We start from the raw sequence: 17,659 nt of genomic DNA, 5'->3' as shown, positions 1-17,659 counted from the left end.
TACCGGCTTGGTGACGGAAGCACCCGCTGGCCCCATCCGCAATGTTTTGGAGAAGGCGCGCTATGGAAACGGAATTCAGCTTCACCCTGCCCAAAGGATATGTGGACGAAGACGGAACGGTCCATCGGGACGGCGTTATGCGCTTGGCCACGGCTGCGGATGAAATCTTTCCGATGAAGGATCCACGGGTCCAGAGCAACCCCGGATACTTGATTATTCTTCTACTTTCACGGGTGATCACGAGGCTGGGAACCCTGCCCCTGTTGTCGCCCAAGATCATCGAAAGCCTGTATACCGCCGATCTGGCCTACCTGCGCGAGTTCTACAGCCGCATCAACGAACACGAAAAAGCGCGGTTTGAAGTCGATTGCCCCCACTGCGGCAAGGCGGTCGCGGTGGATTTCGGAAAGCTGGAGACCCTCTGACGGAACCAGCGGGACGGGCGGACGCCGGGGGTGGACGGCGCCCGCCTTGGAAAGGACGGAACGGGCAGGGCAGCCCGGTCAGGCGTCAACCAGCAGGTCTTCGTGCCCTTCCACCCGTTTCAGCATCGACTGGCGCAGCTTCATCATGGCGCGATGCTCCAACTGGCGCACGCGCTCCTTGCTCACCCCCAGTTCGCGGCCCAGCTCTTCCAGGGTCGCCCCCTCTTCGCGCAGGCGGCGTTCCTGGATGATGGTGCGTTCGCGGGGGCTGAGTTCGCCCAGCGCCGCGGCCAGCCACTGGGACCGGGTGTCGGCATCGCGCATGCCGATGACCACATCCTCGGGGCTGGGGCGCTGATCGGCCAGGAAATCCTGCCAGTCGTCGTCGGAGCCGTCGGCCACCGGCGCGTTCAGCGACTGGTCGGCGGCGGCCAGACGCATTTCCATGGCTTCCACCTCGGCCACGTCCACCTGAAGCTCTTCCGCGATCCAGGCGCGCCCCTCGGTGGTCAGGCCGTTGCCGCCCTGGCCGGAGCCTTCGATGCGGGCCCGCAGGCGGCGCAGGTTGAAGAACAGCGATTTCTGCGCGGCGGTGGTGCCGGTGCGCACGATGGACCAGTTGCGCAGGATGTAATCCTGCATGGCCGACCGGATCCACCACGCGGCGTAGGTGGAGAAGCGCACCTCCCGGTCGGGTTCGAACCGGCTGGCCGCCTGCATCAGGCCGACGTTGCCTTCCTGCACCAGATCGCCCATGGGCAGGCCGTAATTGCGGAAACGGGCGGCGGTCGCCACCACCAGCCGGGTATAGGCCCGGACCAGCTCGTGCAAGGCACGCTCGTTGCCGTCCTCCCGCCATTTGCGGGCCAGATCGAATTCATGGTCGCGCGACAGCAAGGGTTCGCGCATGGATGCCTTGATGAAGCTCAGGTTGGCTTTCTGCGTTTCCGGATCGTCGATGTAGGCCATGCCCGTCACCCTTTCCTTCCGTCCCAACGGCCCGTGCGGTGTTCCGCCAGAAACAACAGCGTCCGCACGCCCTGTTACTCCTTCATACGAAGGCGAAGGGCGTGCGGTTCACGTAACCGACAAAAAAAGTCAGGAAAGGGAGCCGCCGAACGCGTTCCGGCGGCGGGAGCGTCGGCTTGGGCAACAGCATGTCAGATAGGGCGCAACAGTCGTGCGGAAAGGAGGGGCCGGCCGATTACCCCCAAAGATATGATCGGACCCGGTGCGGGTCAGGCCTGGAACGTCTCGAGGACCGAACCGTCGCGGGCGAAGATGCCGCAGACCAGCGGCCCGCCGCGGCCGCAGCCGGCGTCCAGGGTCAGGGCCGTCCCCTCGGTCACCACCCCGGCGCCGCCGGGATCCCACCCGCGCACCACCCGGTGGAAGCCGGCGTATGGGCCGCCCAGGCGGGCGAAGCCGCCGCCGCCCCACCAGAAACGGTCGCCCTGCTGGGCGAAGGGGCGCGCCGGGTCCAGCCCGGCGCTGACCATCAGCAGCCCGGCCCCCTCGGCCCCCGCCGCCGGATCGTCGGGCGGCTGGGTATAGGCGGCACGGCGCAGGGCCGAGAACAGTTCCGAATGGCCGGGGCACGACTGCATGGCGGTGCGCAGCCCCTGGGTCCAGCGGCCCAGCGTCATGGTGCCGCCGCGGGCCGCCGCCATCCCCTGGTCCGCCGACCCGCCATAGGAGGCCAGGGTGCCGCCCACCCCCTGGTTCAGCATCCATTCCAGAACGTCGCGGGGGTTGGGGGCGAACTGAAGCTGCAACAGCTTCTGCCACATCTCTTCCTGCGCGCCGCGCAGATAGATCACGTCCTCGGCCTTCATCCCCGGCAGGCTGATGAGCGCCCGGCGGAAAGCCAGGACGGCGTTGAGCGTGTCCACCGCGCGGGGGCCGTGGCCGATCAGGTTGCCCAGATAGACCAGACGGTCGCCGGGCCGGAAATAACGCCAGACGGTCTGGTGCACCGCGGTCAGCCGGTCGAGGTCGGCGTGGACCGCCGCCACCGCCCAGATATGGCGGGCGGGGCCGAGGTCGGCGAATTTCCGGGCGTCGTGGGATGGGGATGCGGTCATCGGGCCTGGACGGAGAAAGCGGGCAGGGCGCGGCGGGAGTGTAAAGAGGACAGCCACACAGCGAAAGACGAATCGTGGTCCACCACCATCGGCGCAAAACCCATGGCGCTCACCGTGCCGTCTTGGGCCGGCGGGGAGGGGAAGGGGAGGGAGGCGGCGCGGGCGGGGCGCCGCCGTCCGCCGCCGCCATGTCCGTGCCGTAGCGGACCACCCGGTTCCGGCCCGAATGCTTGGCGTGATAGAGCGCCTTGTCCGCGCGGATGATCATCTCGTCCACGCCGACCCCCGGTTCGGTCTCCACGATCCCGAACGACGAGGTGATCGAGATGACCCGCCCGTCGGGCAGCGGAATGGGGGTGTGCATCAGGTCTTCGCGCAGCCGGTCGATCACGCGGAATCCTTCGTCCAGGGTGGTTTCCTTCAGGCAGACGATGAATTCCTCGCCCCCCATGCGGAAGGCTTCGTCGAAGCTGCGGATGCTGCGGCTGATGACGGCGGCGAACAGCGACAGAACCCGGTCGCCGATGTCGTGACCATAGGTGTCGTTGACCGACTTGAATTTGTCGATGTCGCTCAACACCAGACAGAAGGGATGGCCGGACCGCTGGAAGCGGTTCATCTCCCGCTCCAGCGCCTCCTGCATCCCGCGGCGGGACCGCAGGCCGGTCAGGGGGTCGAGGGCGGAAGCGGCGGCCCCGAACGCCCGTTCCACCCGGCGCAGCAGGGCCACGAACTCCTCGAACCGGCCGATGACCGATTCATACTCGCCCTCGTCGGGCGGCTCGCCGCCGGCGGCCTTGAGCAGCAGCAGCTTGGCCTGCCGGTGCATCTGTTCGTGGACGGTGGCGAGCTTTTCCACCGCCGGTTGGTGCGCCAGATCGTCGCGGCGGGCGGCCGCGCACCACGCGGCGAACGAGGCGGGGGCCGACATGCTCTCGCCCCCCCGGCCCTCGCGGTAGAAGGCGGCGCGGTGCCACTGCCCGATCCATCGCAGATGCTCGTCGAGCACGATGCCCAGCCCCTCGGCGGGGGACAGAAGCGGGCTGGGGGGCGGGCGTTTGGGATCGCTCATGATGGGGGGCGGACGCGTCAACCTTTGTGCAAGCCTGTGAATCCTACACCGCCCGCCCGCCCAGGACCAGAGAGCGGCGGGCGAACGGCCCACAATCCCCGGTAAGCCGCCTGTCCGCCCGGCATCCCGGTGGGTCACAGCGCCAGCATATAGGCGACCAGCGCTTCCTTTTCCGTCTGGTTCAGCCTGGTGCCCAGCACGAGGTTGAAGAATTCCACCGTGTCGGCCAGCGTCACCAGCCGCCCGTCGTGCAGGTAGGGGGGCGAATCCTTGATCCCGCGCAAGGTGAAGGTCTTCATCGGGCCGTCGGGCTGGATCACATGGCCGTTGATCTCCATGCCCGGCGTGAAGAAGCGCTCCAGCTTCAGGTCGTGCATGGCGTTGTCCATGAAGCCGGTCTGGGGCGTGTGGCACTCGCCGCAGCGCGCCTTGCCCAGGAACAGTTTTTCGCCCTCCATCTCCTGCGGCGTGGCCTTGGCCGGGTCCAGCCGGCCCATGGGGTCCAGCTTGGGGGCCGGCGGGAAATCGACGATGGCCTGCATCTGCGCCATCATCGCCACCTGGCTGGCGCGGTCGGGCAGGTTGACGCCCTTGCGCGCGGCGCTGACGTGGTCGCCGTTGAAATAGGCGGTGCGCTGCTCGAATTCGGTGAAATCCTCGATGGAGCGCAGCGAGCGCTTGGACCCGTGGATCTGCTGGTTGAACAGCCCGCGCAGGCTGGTGGTGTCCAGCCGGAAACGCTGCGCCTGCGGCCGCACGTCGGGTGTCAGGTGAAAGGCGCCGTTGGTGTGGAAATTGGCGTGACAGTCCAGACAGGTGACGCCCAGGCTGGGGTCGGCGGCCTTGCGGTCCTCGGTCTGGTTGAACTCCTCCTGCGGGAAGGGGGTCAGCAGCAGCCGCAGCCCTTCCATCTGCACCGGCGTCAGGATGCCCGACATCAGCTCGTAGTAATTGCGGGTGCTGAGGAGCTGGCCCTTGGACACATCGCCCAGGCCGGGGTGGGTGGTCAGGAAAAGGGGCGGGGGAAATTCCGGCGTCATGACCTCGGGCAGGTCGAAATCCACGTCGAAACGGCGCAGATCCCGCTTTTCCCGGCTGTCCATCAGGTCGATCTGCTGCTTGGGGAACACCTGCCCGCCGGTGGCCTGCTTCACATGGGGCAGGGGCAGAAAGCCCTGGGGCAGCAGGCCGCGGTCGCGGATCTGCTCCGGCGTCATGGCCGCCAGGGAATCCCACGTCACCCCCTGGGGCAGCGTGACGCGCACGCCCCCCTGCACCGCCTTGCGCCCGCCGGACATCATGGTGTTGGGGATCGGCTTGTCGGACAGGTCGTAGCGCTGGCTCAGCACGCCGGATTGCCGCTGCATCACCGCGGCCTTGTCCGCCTCGTCCGCCGCCTTCACCGCGGCAAAGGGCTTGGCGGGCAGCGCGCGGTAGGTGACGTCGGGCGGTACCGGGTCGGCCAGGGCGGCGGGAACCCCGCCCGCCACCGCCGCCGCCGCCGCCAGGAACAGGCGCCGGACCGGACGGTGGGTGCTCGTGTGTCTGGATCGTGTGATCATCGTCCACCTCGGGATACCGATGGGTCGAAGGGAGATCGGCACGGCACGGTTTTGGAATTAGAATAATTCAATCCATGCCGGCGTGCGGTTTCCCAAAGGGGCTAACCTCATTCGCCCCCACCCCTATCCGGGGTGCTTATGCCGGCGGACTTTGCCGCTCCGGTCGGAAGACGGCCCTACGGCCGGTCCAGCCAGAAGCTGTCGGGGTGGAACAGCCCGAAATGGGCGCCGGGGTCGTAGTTGAACAGCGCCTTGTCCGGCACGTTGCGCAGGGTGTCGCGCACCACCACCGGCTGCGGCACGCCGGCCACCACGCCGATGCTGAACATCTGATCGGCGCTGATGGCCAGGATGCGGTGCCACGCCTCGCGCCGGCCGTCGTTGCCGATGGCGTCCCGCCACGCCCGGAAGGCGTCCAGCAGCTCCTTGGCCTCGTCCAGGTCGGGGGCCTCCCCCTCCTTGCCGCGGGTTTCATGGAACTGGCCCCAGCGCGGCCACTGGTACTGCACCTGGGCCAGCGGCACGAATTCCGCGGGCGACATGGAGGCGCTGGGAACCCCGTTGTCCAGCCCGCGGGCGATGGACATCACCGTTTCCCCGGCGAAGATGCGGTTGCGGAACACGTCCAACTGCGAGGTGCGCGGGAACAGCCGGATGCCCAGCCGCCGCCAGCTGTCGGCGATCAGTTCCAGCGCGTCCAGCTCCTCGGTGCTTTCGCCGGCGGTTTCCACCACCACCTCCATGGGGCGCCCGTCGGGGAGCAGGCGGGTGCCGTTCAGGTCGCGGCCGGTCAGGCCCATGGAATCCAGGAGCCGGTTGGCCTCCTTGATGTCGAAGCGGATCCAGTCGCGCTGATCGTGCTGGCGGGCGAAGACCCACAGGGGCGATTCCGGCAGCACCCCGTTGTGCGACGGGTCGGCCAGCCCGTAATAGATCACCTGATTGATCTCGTCCCGGTTGATGGCCAGCGACAGCGCCCGGCGGTAGCGGGCATCGCGGTTCACCGACCGCCACACCGGATCGGAACAGTTCAGGTTGGGGTACAGCGCCATCTGCGCGCCCATGCCGTTGCGCCACAGGCGGACCTGATAATGGTTCCGCTTTTCCCCGCTCTTCAGAAACGTATAGTTGTCGAAGCGCAGATAGCGGGCCTGCAGATCGCTTTCCCCCGATCCCACCTTGGCCGGGATGATCTTGGCGTCGGCGATGTTCATCACCAGCCGGTCGATGTAGGGCAGGGGACGCCCGTCGGGGTCCACCCGGTGGAAATAGGGGTTGCGTTCGAACACGAAGCGGTCGGCAGGCGGCGGCGTCACCAGCCGCCACGGCTGGAGGGTGGGCAGATCGACGTTGTTGAACTCCGTCAGATCGTCCTTCTTGTTGTGAAGCTGGGCCCAGCCCTTCTGCTTGGCCTCCTCCACCCGTTTCTTCAGCGTGTCGTGATCGGTGTAGCGGGGATGGAACTGCTTCAGGTAATGGGCGGGGGCGTAGATCTCCACCGGCTTGGCCCCGGCCAGCAGCGGCAGGAAGAAGGGGTTGGGCCGGTCCCAGGTGTAGCGGACCGTCAGCGCGTCGGGAAACTCCACCACCGGGGGCCTGCCGTCCACCAGCAGCTCCGCCGGCGGCCCCAGCGGGTAGCGCTTGGGGTTGGTGGCCATGTCCTCCCACCAGTAGCGGAAATCCTCCGCCGTGAAGGGGGCGCCGTCGGACCAGCGGTGGCCGCGCCGCAGGTGGAGCGTAAAGCTCCGCTCCTCCGCCACCTCGTAGGACTCCAGGATGTCGGGGGCCAGGTTGCGGTCCGGGTCGTAGCCCACCAGCCGGGCATAGCCGTAGACGTACATCAGGCGCGTGTCCTTGACCCGCGCCATGGTGGTGGTGATGGTCCCGCCGTGCCGCCCCACCGTCTGCCACGGGCGGTTCATGGGATCCACATAGGGGTGTTCCGGCAGCCGCCCGGCCACCGGAGGCAGGGTGCCGGCGGCCACCGCCTCGGCCAGCATCGGCACCTCCGACAGCTCCAGCGCGGCGCAGGGCAGGGGGGACAGCAGGGCGAGCGCCAGGCCAAACGCGGCTAAACGCCTGAAAGAAAACGGCATCACGCCACCTCTTGTGCGGACCAGTCCGGGGCCATGCGCACGCAATGGCCGGGCGCCACCTCCACCAGCGGCGGGTGCAGCCCGGCGCCGATGGTGAAGGGCGCCGGCCACGCCGCCGGGTCCGACGCCCGCCCTTCCTCCAGGCTGTCCAGGCACAGGGGCCGGCTGGGATCCGGCTCCGGCACCGCCGCCAGCAGGGCGCGGGTGTAGGGGTGGATGGGGTTGCGGAACAGGGCGGCGCGCGGCGCCTGTTCCACGATGCGGCCCCGGCACATCACCATGATGCGGTCGGCCATGTAATCCACCACCGCCAGATTGTGGCTGATGAACAGGTACGTCAGGCCCAGCCGTTCCTTCAGATCCTTCAGCAGGTTCAGCACCTGCGCCTGGATCGACACGTCCAGCGCCGACACCGGCTCGTCCAGCAGCAGCAGGCCGGGGCGCAGGGCCAGCGCGCGGGCGATGCCGATGCGCTGGCGCTGGCCGCCGGAAAAGCTGTGGGGGTAGCGGCGCAGGTGCCGCACGTCCAGCCCCACCAGCCCCATCAGCTCCTTCACCCGCCGGGCCCGCTCCGGCGGCGTGCCGATGCCGTGGATCACCAGCGGTTCGGCCACGATGTCGAACACGGTCATGCGCGGGTTCAGCGATCCGAAGGGATCCTGGAACATGAACTGCACCGCCCGGCGGTAGCGGGTCAGCCCGTCCCCGTCCAGCGAGCCCACGTCCATGATGCGCCCGCGGTCGTTGAACCGGATGGTGCCCGCATCGGGCGTGAGCGCCCGCATCAGGATCTTGGACAGGGTGGTCTTGCCGCACCCCGACTCCCCCACCAGACCCAGGCATTCGCCGCGGGCGATGGTGAAGCCCACGTCGTCCACCGCCAGCGTGCCGCCGCCGGGCCGGGCCCCGAACCACCCGCCCTTGCGCGCGCCGTAACGCTTGGTCACCCCCGCCACCGCCAGCAGCGGGCCGGCGGCGTCGGCATCGGCGGGCCAGGGCCGGGCGTCGCGCTCCAACAGCCGCGCCTCCCCCGCCTGCACCGGGCGGATGGGCTGGAGCCGCTCCCCCGGCGCCATGTGGAACCGCGGCACCGCCCGCAGCAGGGCGCGCAGGTACGGGTGCCGCGGGTCGGCGAACAGGTCGTCGCGGGTGCCGGATTCCATCACCGCCCCGCGGTGCATCACCACCACCTCATCCGCCAGATTGGCGACCACGCCCAGGTCGTGGGTGATCAGCAGCACCGCCATGCCGAGATCGGCCTGAAGCTCCTTGATCAGCTTCAGGATCTGGGCCTGGATGGTCACGTCCAGCGCCGTGGTGGGTTCGTCGGCGATCAGCAGCGACGGGCGGCACACCAGCGCCATGGCGATCATCGCCCGCTGGCGCAGCCCCCCCGACAGCTCGAACGGATAGGTGTCCAGCGCCCGGACGGGGTCGGGGAAGTGGACGCGGGCCAGCATGTCGCGGGCGATGGCGCGCGCCTCCTTCCGGTCGGCCTGCCGGTGGAGCCGCACCGCCTCCTCGATCTGGTTGCCGATGGTGTGCAGCGGCGAGAGGGAGGTCATCGGCTCCTGAAAGATGATGGAGATGCACCCGCCCCGCAGCGACTGCATCAGGCGTCCGTCGGCGCTCTGGGCGGCGATGTCCAGCGGCTGGCCGCAACTGGGGTCGTCGAACAGGATGCGCCCGCCGGAAATGCGCGCCGTATCGGGGAGGATGCGCAGGATGGATTGCGCCACCACCGACTTGCCCGACCCGGATTCCCCCACCAGCGCCACCACCGATCCGGGCCGCACGCGGAAGGACACGCCGCGCACCGCCGGGACCACGCCCTCGGGACCATGGAAATCGACCTTGAGATCCTCAACCCGCAGCAGGTCGCGCGTCATCGCCTCTCCCCCTCGGCCGCATCCCGGGCCGCTGCCCCCTCGGCCGCCGCACCGTCATCGTCCACGAAGATGCCCAGCGCGTCCAGATTGCCGCACGTCGTCCGGTCCAGCGCCACGCCGTTGCGCCGGGCCGCCCACACCGCGTCCTCCATCAGGCCGTCGAAGCCGTCCAGGCGGGAGTCGATGCGGATGCGGCCCCCCGGCCCGGCCAGCACCGCCTGGAACCACCCGTCGCGGCGGTCGCGCCGGGTGCTGTAGAAACGCAGCCGCACGCCCGTCAGATCCGCCCAGCGCAGCGCCACCGTGCCGGCCAGCCCGCGGACCGTCACCCCGTCCCCCGTCCTGCGCAGCCGCAGCCGGTGAAGCCCCACCGTGCGCACCGCGAACACCGCGAACAGCAGCGCCGCCGCCGCCAGCGGCACCGCCGCCCACACCGCCACCGGCAACGCCAGCAGCGGCCCGGCGGTCAGCACCAGCCCCACCCCGGCGCGGGCGTAATCCCCCCACACCGCCGTGGCGGGATACCTCAGGTCGCGGGCCTCATCCACGCTCACGGCGCCCCCCCGAACAGGGCGGCACCGTCCCGCCAGCGCACCGCCGGATGGCTGGCCGTGACGTCCAGGAAGCGGACGAGAAAGTCCCAGGTGGCGTCATCCTGCACCAGATGGTGGGTCAACAGGCCGGTGGCCTCACCGCCATCGGCGTGCCCCTCCCGCTTGGCGGTCAGATGGGCCGTGGCGGCGGTCAGGGCGGCCTCGGCATCCAGCCCGCCGCCGCCGCGCCACGCGATGGGATCGGCGTGGGTGTTGACCTGCACCACCCCCGGCGGAGCGGCCCCGCGGGGGGTGAAGGTGGACAGGCCGGTGAAACCCACCCCGCCCAGCGCCGCCGCCACGTCATCGGCGATGCGGTTCCACGGCGGCACCAGCACCGGCAGGAAACGGGCGCCGGCCAGCGCCGCCAGCCGTTCCCGCCCGCGGCAAAGCTCGGCCAGCACCGCGGCGGCGGGGCGCTCGGTGCCCAATTCGCATTTCTTGGCCGGCGGGGCGGCATGGTTGACGTGGGCCCAGCCGTGCTGAGCCACCATCACCCGCGGGTGATGCGCCAGGGAGTGAAACAGGGAGGTCCGGGCAGGCGCCGGGATCACCGCCAGCACCGGAAAGACGCCGTGCGCCCCGGTCAGGGACAGCAGCCGGTCCAGGGCCGGCGTGGCGTCCACCGCGTCGTCGTCGCGCCACCACAGGTCCGCCACCCGGCCTTCGGCGTGCCAGCGGCCCAGTTCGTCGGAAAGCGCGGTCCAGGGAGAAGAAGTCATGGGAAGAGCGGGCCGTCGGCTCCGGCCCGCCGAAAGCCGGCGGACCATCGTTGGGTCCGCCAGCATGGCCCAGGCATCCGCCCAAGGCCAAGGGTATTGTTGGGCGCCCCGCCGCGTCAGCGGCTGGCGGCGACCTTGCGCAGCAGGGTGATGAACTGTTCCTGCTCTTCCGGGGTCAGATCCTTGACCATGCCCTGGTCGTGGGCCTGGATGCGCGGAACCAGCTCTTCCAGCAGCTTTTCGCCCTCCGCACTCAGGCGCAGGGCATAGGAGCGGCGGTCGTGCGGCGACGGCGCGCGCACCACCAGCCCGCGGGATTCCAGGCGGTCGATCACCGCCACCATGGTGGAACGGTCGATGCCGACCGCGGCCCCCAGGTCGGACTGGCTCAGCCCTTCGTTCTCGCGGATCATGATCAGAACGCCGAACTGGCCCGGCGTGACGTCGTGCGGCGACACCGCGTTCTGGAAGCTCTGGAACAGGGCCACCTGCGCCTTGCGCAGGTTATAGCCGATCAGGCCGGGCAGCGGGCCCAGGGCCAGGGCGGCGGTCTTGGCGGAACGCGGGCGGGCCCGGCGTTCGGTGGGGAGGGTGGACTCTTGGTCGGTCAAGGGAGATAGGCCTTGGCTCGTGGGGTGAATGATCGGATGAGCGAACGGCTCATGCTTGGGCAATTGCGCGTATAAAATGCAGGCACTTGCCGAATCTGTCAGCAAAAAGAACGTCTGCCCAGCGGTTCGCATATCACATATTCCTTTGCCGCATTGGTCCCGGCCCCAATCACCAACCATGTGAGTCAACCAAGAAGCGGGCCAATCGTTCTTCAGGCATTGCCCGCCCGCGGTGCGGTTTCCCCTGCCGCATCCGGGCTTTCCCCCGCTGGGGAAAGCTTCCGGCGCCCGGTCCCCCCCAGACCGGGCGCCTTGTTTTTTCAGGGTCCGTTTTTTTATGGGGTGCGGTTTGCTACTGTCGGGAAGATTTCCATACGGGAGCGAATCGCCATGGCCCTGTCCTTCCTGTCCGGCATCCGCGTCATCGACCTGGGGCAGTACCTGCCCGGTCCCCACGCCGCCCAGATCCTGGCCGATCTGGGGGCGGAGGTGGTGAAGGTCGAACCGAAGGAGGGCGATCCCCTGCGCCGCCTGATCGGGCCGGTGGATTCCGACGGCAGCACCGCGGCGTACAAGCTGCTGAACGCCGGCAAGACCGTCATCCGCCTGGACCTGAAGAGCGCGGAGGGGCGGGCAACCTTCACCCGCCTGATCGCGCGGGCCGACGCGCTGGTGGAAAGCTTCCGCCCCGGCGCGCTGGCCAAGCTGGGCCTGGCGCCCGAGACGCTGCGCGGCCTCAACCCCCGTCTGGTCCACGCCAGCCTGTCGGGGTGGGGCTACACCGGCCCCTATGCCCCGCGGGCCGGGCACGACATGAACTACATGGCCATCGGCGGCGGGCTGATCGGGTCGGGCACGGCGGCACGGCCCGTCTTCGCCTTTCCCCCCGTGGCCGATTACGCCTCGGCCCAGCAGACGGCACTGGCGGTGGTGGGTGCCCTGTTCGGGCGCGAGCGCACGGGGCAGGGCGCCTTCCTCGACCTGTCGATCATGGAAAGCGTGCTGGGCTGGCAGGGGTTGAACCTGACCGCCGCCGCCCGCGGCGACACGCCGGTGCGGGGGCAGGGGCTGCTGACGGGGGGTGCCGCCTTCTACGCCCTTTACACCACCCGCGACGGGCGCTTCGTCACCCTGTCGGCCATCGAGCCAAAGTTCTGGTCCGCCTTCTGCGCCGCGGTGGAGCGCCCCGACTGGCTGGCCCGGCAGGCCGAACCGCTGCCCCAGACAGCCCTGATGGACGAGATCGCCGCCCTGTTCGCCACCCGCACGCTGGCCGAATGGCAGGCGCTGCTCGACCCTGCCGACTGCTGTTTCGAGGCGGTGCCGGAGTTCGCCGAAGTGCCCGAACATCCCCACGTCAAGGCCCGCGGGCAGGTGGTCCACCATCCGGGGCCGGAGCCGCTGGTGGAAACCCTGCTGGGCTTGCGCGTGGACGGCGGTCCGCCGCCGGCCCGCACGCCGGTGGCCGATGCCGACGCCGGGGAGATTCTGGCGCGGTGGGGGGCGTAGCCGCAAGGCGTCGCCTTGGCCGAGGGGCACCGCCCCTCGGCACTCCCCGGCAGGGCAATTGGGTGAAAGGTCTTTTTTCCAAATCTAGGATTTTCGTCATTCCCGCGAAGGCGGGAATCCAGTGCGCGCGTCTGCGCGCCATATGAGTCAGCGTGACTCATGTCGCCGCTATCGCGGCTCTTGCTGGATTCCCGCCTTCGCGGGAATGACGAAATCCTAATATATCTCTGAAGTCCTTCACCCGATTGCCCTGGGGAGACCATCGGCATCTGGACGGCTCGGGCTTCTGTCACGCTCCGCCAACGGCGTCCATGCCCCCTACGCCGAATTCGATGCCAAGCTTGTGCTGTAACCTCCCATCGGATCAGCTCAGGTATTGGATGGCCTTGTCGATGAAGCTGCGGTCCAGGGGTTCGCCATGGGCGGCCAGCCGGCCCGCCAGCTTTTCCATATAGGCGGGGGTCATGGCCCCGCGCAGATCCGCCCCGGATTGCCGGTCAACGGACATCTGGCCGATGATCAGGTTGATGTTCCCCGACACCGGCTGGCCCTTATCGTCCACCAGCGCGTTCCGCTCGTCAAAGTGATGGCCGGTGATGGATTCGATCATCGCCCGGTCACGGCTGGACAGGAAATAGCCCATGCCCGCCACCGGGGTTTCGCCCGCCGGGGCCGTGGTGGGAAAATCCTTCGGCCCGTCGGCTCCCTGGGCCGCGGCACTCAGCCGGCTGGCCTGCTCTTGAAACAGAGCCGCGTAGGAACTGCTGGAGAAGGCCGGCGCCTGATGCACGGCGGACGGACGGGACGGGGTGTCTTCCTCCTCCGTGCGGTCCGACGGCGGCGGGCCGTCGGCCACCGCCTGCGCCGCGGTGGAACGGCCACGGCTGGCGGATGCCGATGCGGCAAACGGTGATGCGCTGATGCTGACCATGATGTTTCCCCTGTTCCCGATCCGGCAGGGGACAAGCAAAGGCCATGCCTTTTTTGCGCGCATATCCCAACATAAAAACAGCCTTTCCTGGCATGTTTCACGGGAAACACGGGCCGGTGGGCAGAAAGGAGCCGGCAGGATTTTCCCCGGCCCCACGCGGCAAGAACCGACGCGCAAGAACCGGGTTGGCGGGGCGGGGGCGCTGCGCCATCCTTGCCGGACGCATCACCCGCAAGCCCGGCCCAGCACCATGACCGACACCATCACCGACACCGCCAGCGACGCCCGCCATTACCGCGCCATTGCCGCCGCCATCGCCCATATGGTCGAGAACTGGCAGGACCAGCCGGGCCTGGACGAGTTGGCCGGGGTGGCGGGGATCAGCCCGTTTCATTTTCAGCGGCTGTTCACCCGCTGGACCGGCATCAGCCCCAAGCGGTTCCTGCAGTTCCTCACCCTCGATCACGCCAAGCGGCTGCTGGCCGAGAACCAGAGCGTGCTGGACACCGCCCTCGACGTCGGGCTGTCGGGGCCGTCGCGGCTGCATGATCTGTTCGTGGCGTGCGAGGCGATGACGCCGGGTGAGTTCAAGGCGCTCGGCGGCGGGCTGACCATCCGCTGGGGGCTGCACGACACGCCGTTCGGCGGGGCGCTGGTGGGCACGACCGAGCGGGGGGTGTGCTGGCTGACCTTTGCCGACACCGCCGACGGGCGCGATGCCCTGGACGAATTTGCCGGGGCGTGGCCCGCCGCCCGGCTGGTGGAAGACGCGGCCGCCACCGCCCCCATCGCCGCCCGCGCCTTCCGCTTCAATGAATTGGCGGGGGGCTCGGTGGCCGACGAGGAGCCGCTGCGCCTGCTGCTGAAGGGCACCAATTTCCAGATCAAGGTGTGGGAGGCGCTGATGCGCATCCCCATGGGCGCGGTGGTCAGCTACGAGGACATCGCCGTGTCCATCGGCCAGCCCACAGCGCTCCGCGCCGTGGGATCGGCGGTGGGGCGCAACCCGGTGTGCGTGCTGATCCCCTGCCACCGGGTGATCCAGAAATCCGGCGTCATCCACAATTACCGCTACCGCGTGCCGCGCAAGCGGGCGCTGCTGGCGTGGGAAAGCGGGCTGGCCTATGGCGAGGGCTGAGGCTCCGCCCCCGGATCGGGTGCTGGATCGGGCGCCGGTCCTTCTTCCGCCTGTGCGTCCGCCGGGGTCTGCAGGGCGGCGCCGGCGCGCTCGTAATGGCCGGGCGTCAGGCTGCCGCGCACGGCGTTCAGCGCCATCATCAGCACCGCCGCGTCGTCGGTGAAGCCCAAGGCCACCAGCGCGTCGGGGATCACGTCCACCGGCATGACGAAATAGGCCAGCGCCCCGGCCAGGATCGCCCGGGTGCTGACCGGCGTGGCCGGGTCCGTCAGGCTGTAATAAGCGGCCACCGCATCCCGTGCAAAGGGAACGCGGTGCAGATTGGCCCGCAGGGTGGGCCAGAAGCGGCGGCGCACCGCCGCCTCGTCAGGCTCCTCCCCCTTCGTCTCCATACCCCACCGTATCCTGACCATTTTCAGCATCCTCCCGCTCTGGTAAACAGATGGGGTGTTTCGGCACCCATAACAGATCATCCGGGAGGACAGTCTCATGAACATCACAGGGTTGAGCGCGCTGGTGACCGGCGGCGGGTCGGGCATGGGGGCGGCGACCGCCCGCCATCTGGCCAGGCTGGGCGCCAAGGTCACCGTGCTCGACGTCAACAAGGACGCGGTGGCGGCGGTGGCGGCGGAGATCGGCGGGCTGGGCCTGACCTGCGACGTGTCCAGTGCGGCGTCGGCGGAAGAGGCGGTGGCCACGGCGGCGGCGGCTCACGGGCCAGCCCGCATCCTGGTCAATTGCGCCGGCGTGGCCCCGGCCAAGCGCATCGTCGGGCGCGACGGGCCGATGGCGCTGGACGATTTCCGCCGGGTGATCGACATCAACCTGATCGGCACCTTCAACCTGCTGCGGCTGGCCGCCGACGGCATGGCGAAGCTCGACCCGCTGGACAGCGGCGAGCGCGGGGTGATCGTCAACACCGCCTCCGTCGCCGCCTACGAGGGGCAGGTGGGGCAGGCGGCCTATGCCGCGTCCAAGGGCGGGGTGGTGGCCCTGACCATCTGCGCCGCGCGCGACCTTGCCCGCCACGGGGTGCGGGTGATGACCATCGCGCCGGGGCTGATCGGCACGCCCATGCTGCTGAACATGCCGCAGGAGGTTCAGGACAGCCTGGCCGCCACGGTGCCGTTCCCCAAGCGCTTCGGCCAGCCCGAGGAATACGCCCGTCTGGTCCAGCACATCGTCGAGAACGAGATGCTGAACGGCGACGTCATCCGCCTGGACGGCGCCATCCGCATGGCACCGCAGTAAGGGGAAAAAGCCGGGACGCGTTCCAAGGGAAACGCGTCCCGGCCCCGGTTCAGTCGCTGCCGCCCAGACGGCGCAGCAGATCGTCGAGCTGGTCCAGGTTCTGGTACTGGATCGACACGGTGCCCCGCTTGCCCTGGGGCGTGATCGACACCTTCAGCCCGATGCGGGCGGAGATCTCCGCCTCCAGATTCATCAGGTCCACGTCCTTCAGCGCCGGGTCGCGGCGCCGGGCGGTGCGCACGTTGTCGCTGTTGCGCACAAGGTCTTCGGTCTGGCGCACGTTCAGCCCGCGCTTCACCACCTCCTGCGCCGCCGACACCGGGTCGTCCATGGACAGCAGCGCGCGGGCGTGGCCGGCGGACAGGGCGCCGTCCTGCACCATGGTCTTGACCGGATCGGGCAGGGCCAGCAGGCGCATCATGTTGGCCACGTGGCTGCGGCTCTTGCCCACCACACGGGACAGGTCTTCCTGGGTGTGGCTGAACTCTTCCATCAGGCGGCGGTAGCCCTCGGCCTCTTCCAGCGGCGTGAGGTCTTCGCGCTGGATGTTTTCGACCAGGGCGATTTCCAGCGCTTCCCGGTCGGTCAGGTCGCGGATGACGACCGGAACCTCGTACAGCCCGGCAAGCTGCGACGCCCGCCAGCGGCGTTCGCCGGCGATGATCTCGTAGGTGTTGGGGGAGTCGGGCAGGCGGCGGACCAGCAGCGGCTGGAGCACGCCGTTTTCCCGGATCGACTCGACCAGCCCCTTCAGCGCGTCCTCGTCGAACACCCGGCGGGGCTGGAAGCGGCCCGGCTGCAGATACTCGATGGGCACCTGTTTCGATTGCCGCACCCGGTCGAGTGCGGAGGAATAGTCGTCGGTGTCCTCCCCGAACAACGCCGACAGGCCCCGGCCCAGGTTGGTGCGGCGGGCGGTTTCCCCGCGCTTTGGTTCGTCGATCACGCCACCAGCCTCTTTTCACGTCGCAGAACTTCGCCCGCCAGATTGATGTAGGCCTGCGCCCCGGTGCTGCGCATGTCGTAGATCAGCACCGGCTTCCCATGGGACGGCGCTTCCGACACCTTCACATTGCGGGGGATCACCGTCTCATAGACCTTTTCGCCGAAGAAGCCGCGGACGTCGGCGGCCACCATGTCGGACAGGTTGTTGCGCTTGTCGAACATGGTCAACACCACCCCGTGGATGTCCAGTTCGGGGTTGAAGGTGCGCTTGACCCGCTCGATGGTGCGGACCAGATGGCTCAGACCTTCCAGCGCATAGAACTCGCACTGCAGCGGCACCATCACCGCGTGGGCCGCCACCAGCGCGTTCAGCGTCAGCAGGCCCAGGGCGGGGGGGCAGTCGATCAGCACATAGTCGTATTCCAGCGCGCTGCGGGCCACCGACTCGCGCAGCCGGTATTCGCGGCGCTGCTGGGCGACCAGCTCGATTTCCGCCCCCGACAGATCCACCGACGCGGTGATGAGCGACAGATTGGGAACCCCGGTGACCACCGCGGCCTTTTCCAGCGGCATGCCGTCGAACAGCACGTTGTAACTGCCGAGCGCGCGCTTGGTCCGCGGAATGCCCAGACCCGTGGAGGCGTTGCCCTGGGGGTCCAGATCGATGACCAGAACCCGCTTGCCGATGGCGGCCAGTGCGGTTGCCAGATTGATGGTGGTGGTGGTCTTGCCGACGCCGCCCTTCTGGTTGGCGATGGCGATCACCCGGGCCGGTGGTGTGGCAGGCGGTGCGGCGGACGCTGTGTTCGGCGACCCGTTCATCTCAGCCCC

At 69.0% G+C, this 17,659-nt stretch carries 17 protein-coding genes; 4 read left to right on the top strand and 13 right to left on the bottom strand.

Annotation, left to right across the window (positions count from 1 at the left end; genetic code table 11):
- The first annotated feature begins 62 nt into the window (after window positions 1-62).
- Entirely contained in the window at window positions 63-425 is a 363-nt protein-coding gene (locus M2352_RS03510) for a hypothetical protein (protein ID WP_264663121.1), read from the top strand.
- Between the two features lie 78 nt (window positions 426-503).
- Here the strand turns inward: M2352_RS03510 and M2352_RS03505 are convergent, their stop codons facing one another.
- From M2352_RS03505 to M2352_RS03465, 9 genes are all read right to left on the bottom strand, one after another.
- Entirely contained in the window at window positions 504-1,394 is an 891-nt protein-coding gene (locus tag M2352_RS03505; protein ID WP_264663120.1) for an RNA polymerase factor sigma-32, read from the bottom strand.
- Between the two features lie 269 nt (window positions 1,395-1,663).
- On the bottom strand, window positions 1,664-2,509 hold the full coding sequence (locus M2352_RS03500) for a hypothetical protein (RefSeq protein ID WP_264663119.1): 846 nt from the start codon (window positions 2,507-2,509) through the stop codon (window positions 1,664-1,666).
- Between the two features lie 109 nt (window positions 2,510-2,618).
- Complete coding sequence (locus tag M2352_RS03495) at window positions 2,619-3,581, bottom strand: diguanylate cyclase (RefSeq protein ID WP_264663118.1); 963 nt, start codon at window positions 3,579-3,581, stop codon at window positions 2,619-2,621.
- Between the two features lie 134 nt (window positions 3,582-3,715).
- Entirely contained in the window at window positions 3,716-5,143 is a 1,428-nt protein-coding gene (locus tag M2352_RS03490; protein ID WP_264663117.1) for a hypothetical protein, read from the bottom strand.
- A 176-nt stretch (window positions 5,144-5,319) separates the two neighbouring features.
- Window positions 5,320-7,239 carry an ABC transporter substrate-binding protein gene (locus M2352_RS03485; RefSeq protein WP_264663116.1) on the bottom strand — a complete coding sequence of 640 codons (1,920 nt, stop codon included), beginning with the start codon at window positions 7,237-7,239 and terminating at the stop codon, window positions 5,320-5,322.
- Complete coding sequence (locus M2352_RS03480; RefSeq protein ID WP_264663115.1) at window positions 7,239-9,128, bottom strand: ABC transporter ATP-binding protein; 1,890 nt, start codon at window positions 9,126-9,128, stop codon at window positions 7,239-7,241. The genes M2352_RS03485 and M2352_RS03480 overlap by 1 nt, the downstream gene beginning before the upstream one ends.
- A complete protein-coding gene (locus tag M2352_RS03475; protein ID WP_264663114.1) occupies window positions 9,125-9,682 on the bottom strand; it encodes a PH domain-containing protein in 558 nt (185 codons plus the stop codon). Before M2352_RS03475 ends, M2352_RS03480 begins: the two co-directional genes overlap by 4 nt.
- Window positions 9,679-10,443, bottom strand: a complete 765-nt coding sequence (locus M2352_RS03470) for a polysaccharide deacetylase family protein (protein WP_264663113.1) — start codon at window positions 10,441-10,443, stop codon at window positions 9,679-9,681. The genes M2352_RS03475 and M2352_RS03470 overlap by 4 nt, the downstream gene beginning before the upstream one ends.
- Before the next feature lie 116 nt (window positions 10,444-10,559).
- Window positions 10,560-11,054: a MarR family winged helix-turn-helix transcriptional regulator gene (locus tag M2352_RS03465; protein ID WP_264663112.1), complete on the bottom strand. Its 495-nt coding sequence runs from the start codon at window positions 11,052-11,054 to the stop codon at window positions 10,560-10,562.
- Between the two features lie 390 nt (window positions 11,055-11,444).
- Here M2352_RS03465 and M2352_RS03460 point away from each other — a divergent pair, with 390 nt between their 5' ends.
- Window positions 11,445-12,563: a CaiB/BaiF CoA transferase family protein gene (locus M2352_RS03460; RefSeq protein WP_264663111.1), complete on the top strand. Its 1,119-nt coding sequence runs from the start codon at window positions 11,445-11,447 to the stop codon at window positions 12,561-12,563.
- 364 nt (window positions 12,564-12,927) lie between these two features.
- On the opposite strand, the gene M2352_RS03455 is transcribed toward M2352_RS03460, so the two are convergent.
- On the bottom strand, window positions 12,928-13,494 hold the full coding sequence (locus tag M2352_RS03455; protein WP_264663110.1) for a hypothetical protein: 567 nt from the start codon (window positions 13,492-13,494) through the stop codon (window positions 12,928-12,930).
- A 250-nt stretch (window positions 13,495-13,744) separates the two neighbouring features.
- On the opposite strand from M2352_RS03455, the gene M2352_RS03450 reads away from it, so the two are divergent.
- Entirely contained in the window at window positions 13,745-14,632 is an 888-nt protein-coding gene (locus M2352_RS03450) for a bifunctional transcriptional activator/DNA repair enzyme AdaA (RefSeq protein ID WP_264663109.1), read from the top strand.
- On the opposite strand, the gene M2352_RS03445 is transcribed toward M2352_RS03450, so the two are convergent.
- Window positions 14,617-15,024 carry a YkvA family protein gene (locus M2352_RS03445; RefSeq protein WP_264663108.1) on the bottom strand — a complete coding sequence of 136 codons (408 nt, stop codon included), beginning with the start codon at window positions 15,022-15,024 and terminating at the stop codon, window positions 14,617-14,619. The two genes, M2352_RS03450 and M2352_RS03445, sit on opposite strands and share 16 nt — an antisense overlap.
- A gap of 97 nt (window positions 15,025-15,121) precedes the next feature.
- On the opposite strand from M2352_RS03445, the gene M2352_RS03440 reads away from it, so the two are divergent.
- Window positions 15,122-15,883 carry an SDR family NAD(P)-dependent oxidoreductase gene (locus M2352_RS03440; protein WP_264663107.1) on the top strand — a complete coding sequence of 254 codons (762 nt, stop codon included), beginning with the start codon at window positions 15,122-15,124 and terminating at the stop codon, window positions 15,881-15,883.
- A gap of 49 nt (window positions 15,884-15,932) precedes the next feature.
- On the opposite strand, the gene M2352_RS03435 is transcribed toward M2352_RS03440, so the two are convergent.
- Window positions 15,933-16,829 (bottom strand): ParB/RepB/Spo0J family partition protein, encoded by an 897-nt coding sequence (locus tag M2352_RS03435; RefSeq protein WP_264663106.1) that lies wholly within the window; start codon window positions 16,827-16,829, stop codon window positions 15,933-15,935.
- Window positions 16,826-17,650, bottom strand: a complete 825-nt coding sequence (locus M2352_RS03430) for a ParA family protein (protein ID WP_264665296.1) — start codon at window positions 17,648-17,650, stop codon at window positions 16,826-16,828. Before M2352_RS03430 ends, M2352_RS03435 begins: the two co-directional genes overlap by 4 nt.
- Window positions 17,651-17,659 lie beyond the last annotated feature (9 nt).

Source organism: Azospirillum fermentarium (genome assembly GCF_025961205.1).
GTDB lineage: Bacteria > Pseudomonadota > Alphaproteobacteria > Azospirillales > Azospirillaceae > Azospirillum > Azospirillum fermentarium.
This window is presented reverse-complemented; position numbering and strand designations above follow the sequence as displayed.

Bases quoted from the DNA above. Each gene is read 5' to 3' on its own strand.
- M2352_RS03510 (WP_264663121.1), top strand. From the start codon at position 63: ATGGAAACGGAATTCAGCTTCACCCTGCCCAAAGGATATGTGGACGAA.
- M2352_RS03505 (WP_264663120.1), bottom strand. From the start codon at position 1,394: ATGGCCTACATCGACGATCCGGAAACGCAGAAAGCCAACCTGAGCTTC.
- M2352_RS03500 (WP_264663119.1), bottom strand. From the start codon at position 2,509: ATGACCGCATCCCCATCCCACGACGCCCGGAAATTCGCCGACCTCGGC.
- M2352_RS03495 (WP_264663118.1), bottom strand. From the start codon at position 3,581: ATGAGCGATCCCAAACGCCCGCCCCCCAGCCCGCTTCTGTCCCCCGCC.
- M2352_RS03490 (WP_264663117.1), bottom strand. From the start codon at position 5,143: ATGATCACACGATCCAGACACACGAGCACCCACCGTCCGGTCCGGCGC.
- M2352_RS03485 (WP_264663116.1), bottom strand. From the start codon at position 7,239: ATGCCGTTTTCTTTCAGGCGTTTAGCCGCGTTTGGCCTGGCGCTCGCC.
- M2352_RS03480 (WP_264663115.1), bottom strand. From the start codon at position 9,128: ATGACGCGCGACCTGCTGCGGGTTGAGGATCTCAAGGTCGATTTCCAT.
- M2352_RS03470 (WP_264663113.1), bottom strand. From the start codon at position 10,443: ATGACTTCTTCTCCCTGGACCGCGCTTTCCGACGAACTGGGCCGCTGG.
- M2352_RS03460 (WP_264663111.1), top strand. From the start codon at position 11,445: ATGGCCCTGTCCTTCCTGTCCGGCATCCGCGTCATCGACCTGGGGCAG.
- M2352_RS03455 (WP_264663110.1), bottom strand. From the start codon at position 13,494: ATGGTCAGCATCAGCGCATCACCGTTTGCCGCATCGGCATCCGCCAGC.
- M2352_RS03450 (WP_264663109.1), top strand. From the start codon at position 13,745: ATGACCGACACCATCACCGACACCGCCAGCGACGCCCGCCATTACCGC.
- M2352_RS03445 (WP_264663108.1), bottom strand. From the start codon at position 15,024: ATGGAGACGAAGGGGGAGGAGCCTGACGAGGCGGCGGTGCGCCGCCGC.
- M2352_RS03440 (WP_264663107.1), top strand. From the start codon at position 15,122: ATGAACATCACAGGGTTGAGCGCGCTGGTGACCGGCGGCGGGTCGGGC.
- M2352_RS03430 (WP_264665296.1), bottom strand. From the start codon at position 17,650: ATGAACGGGTCGCCGAACACAGCGTCCGCCGCACCGCCTGCCACACCA.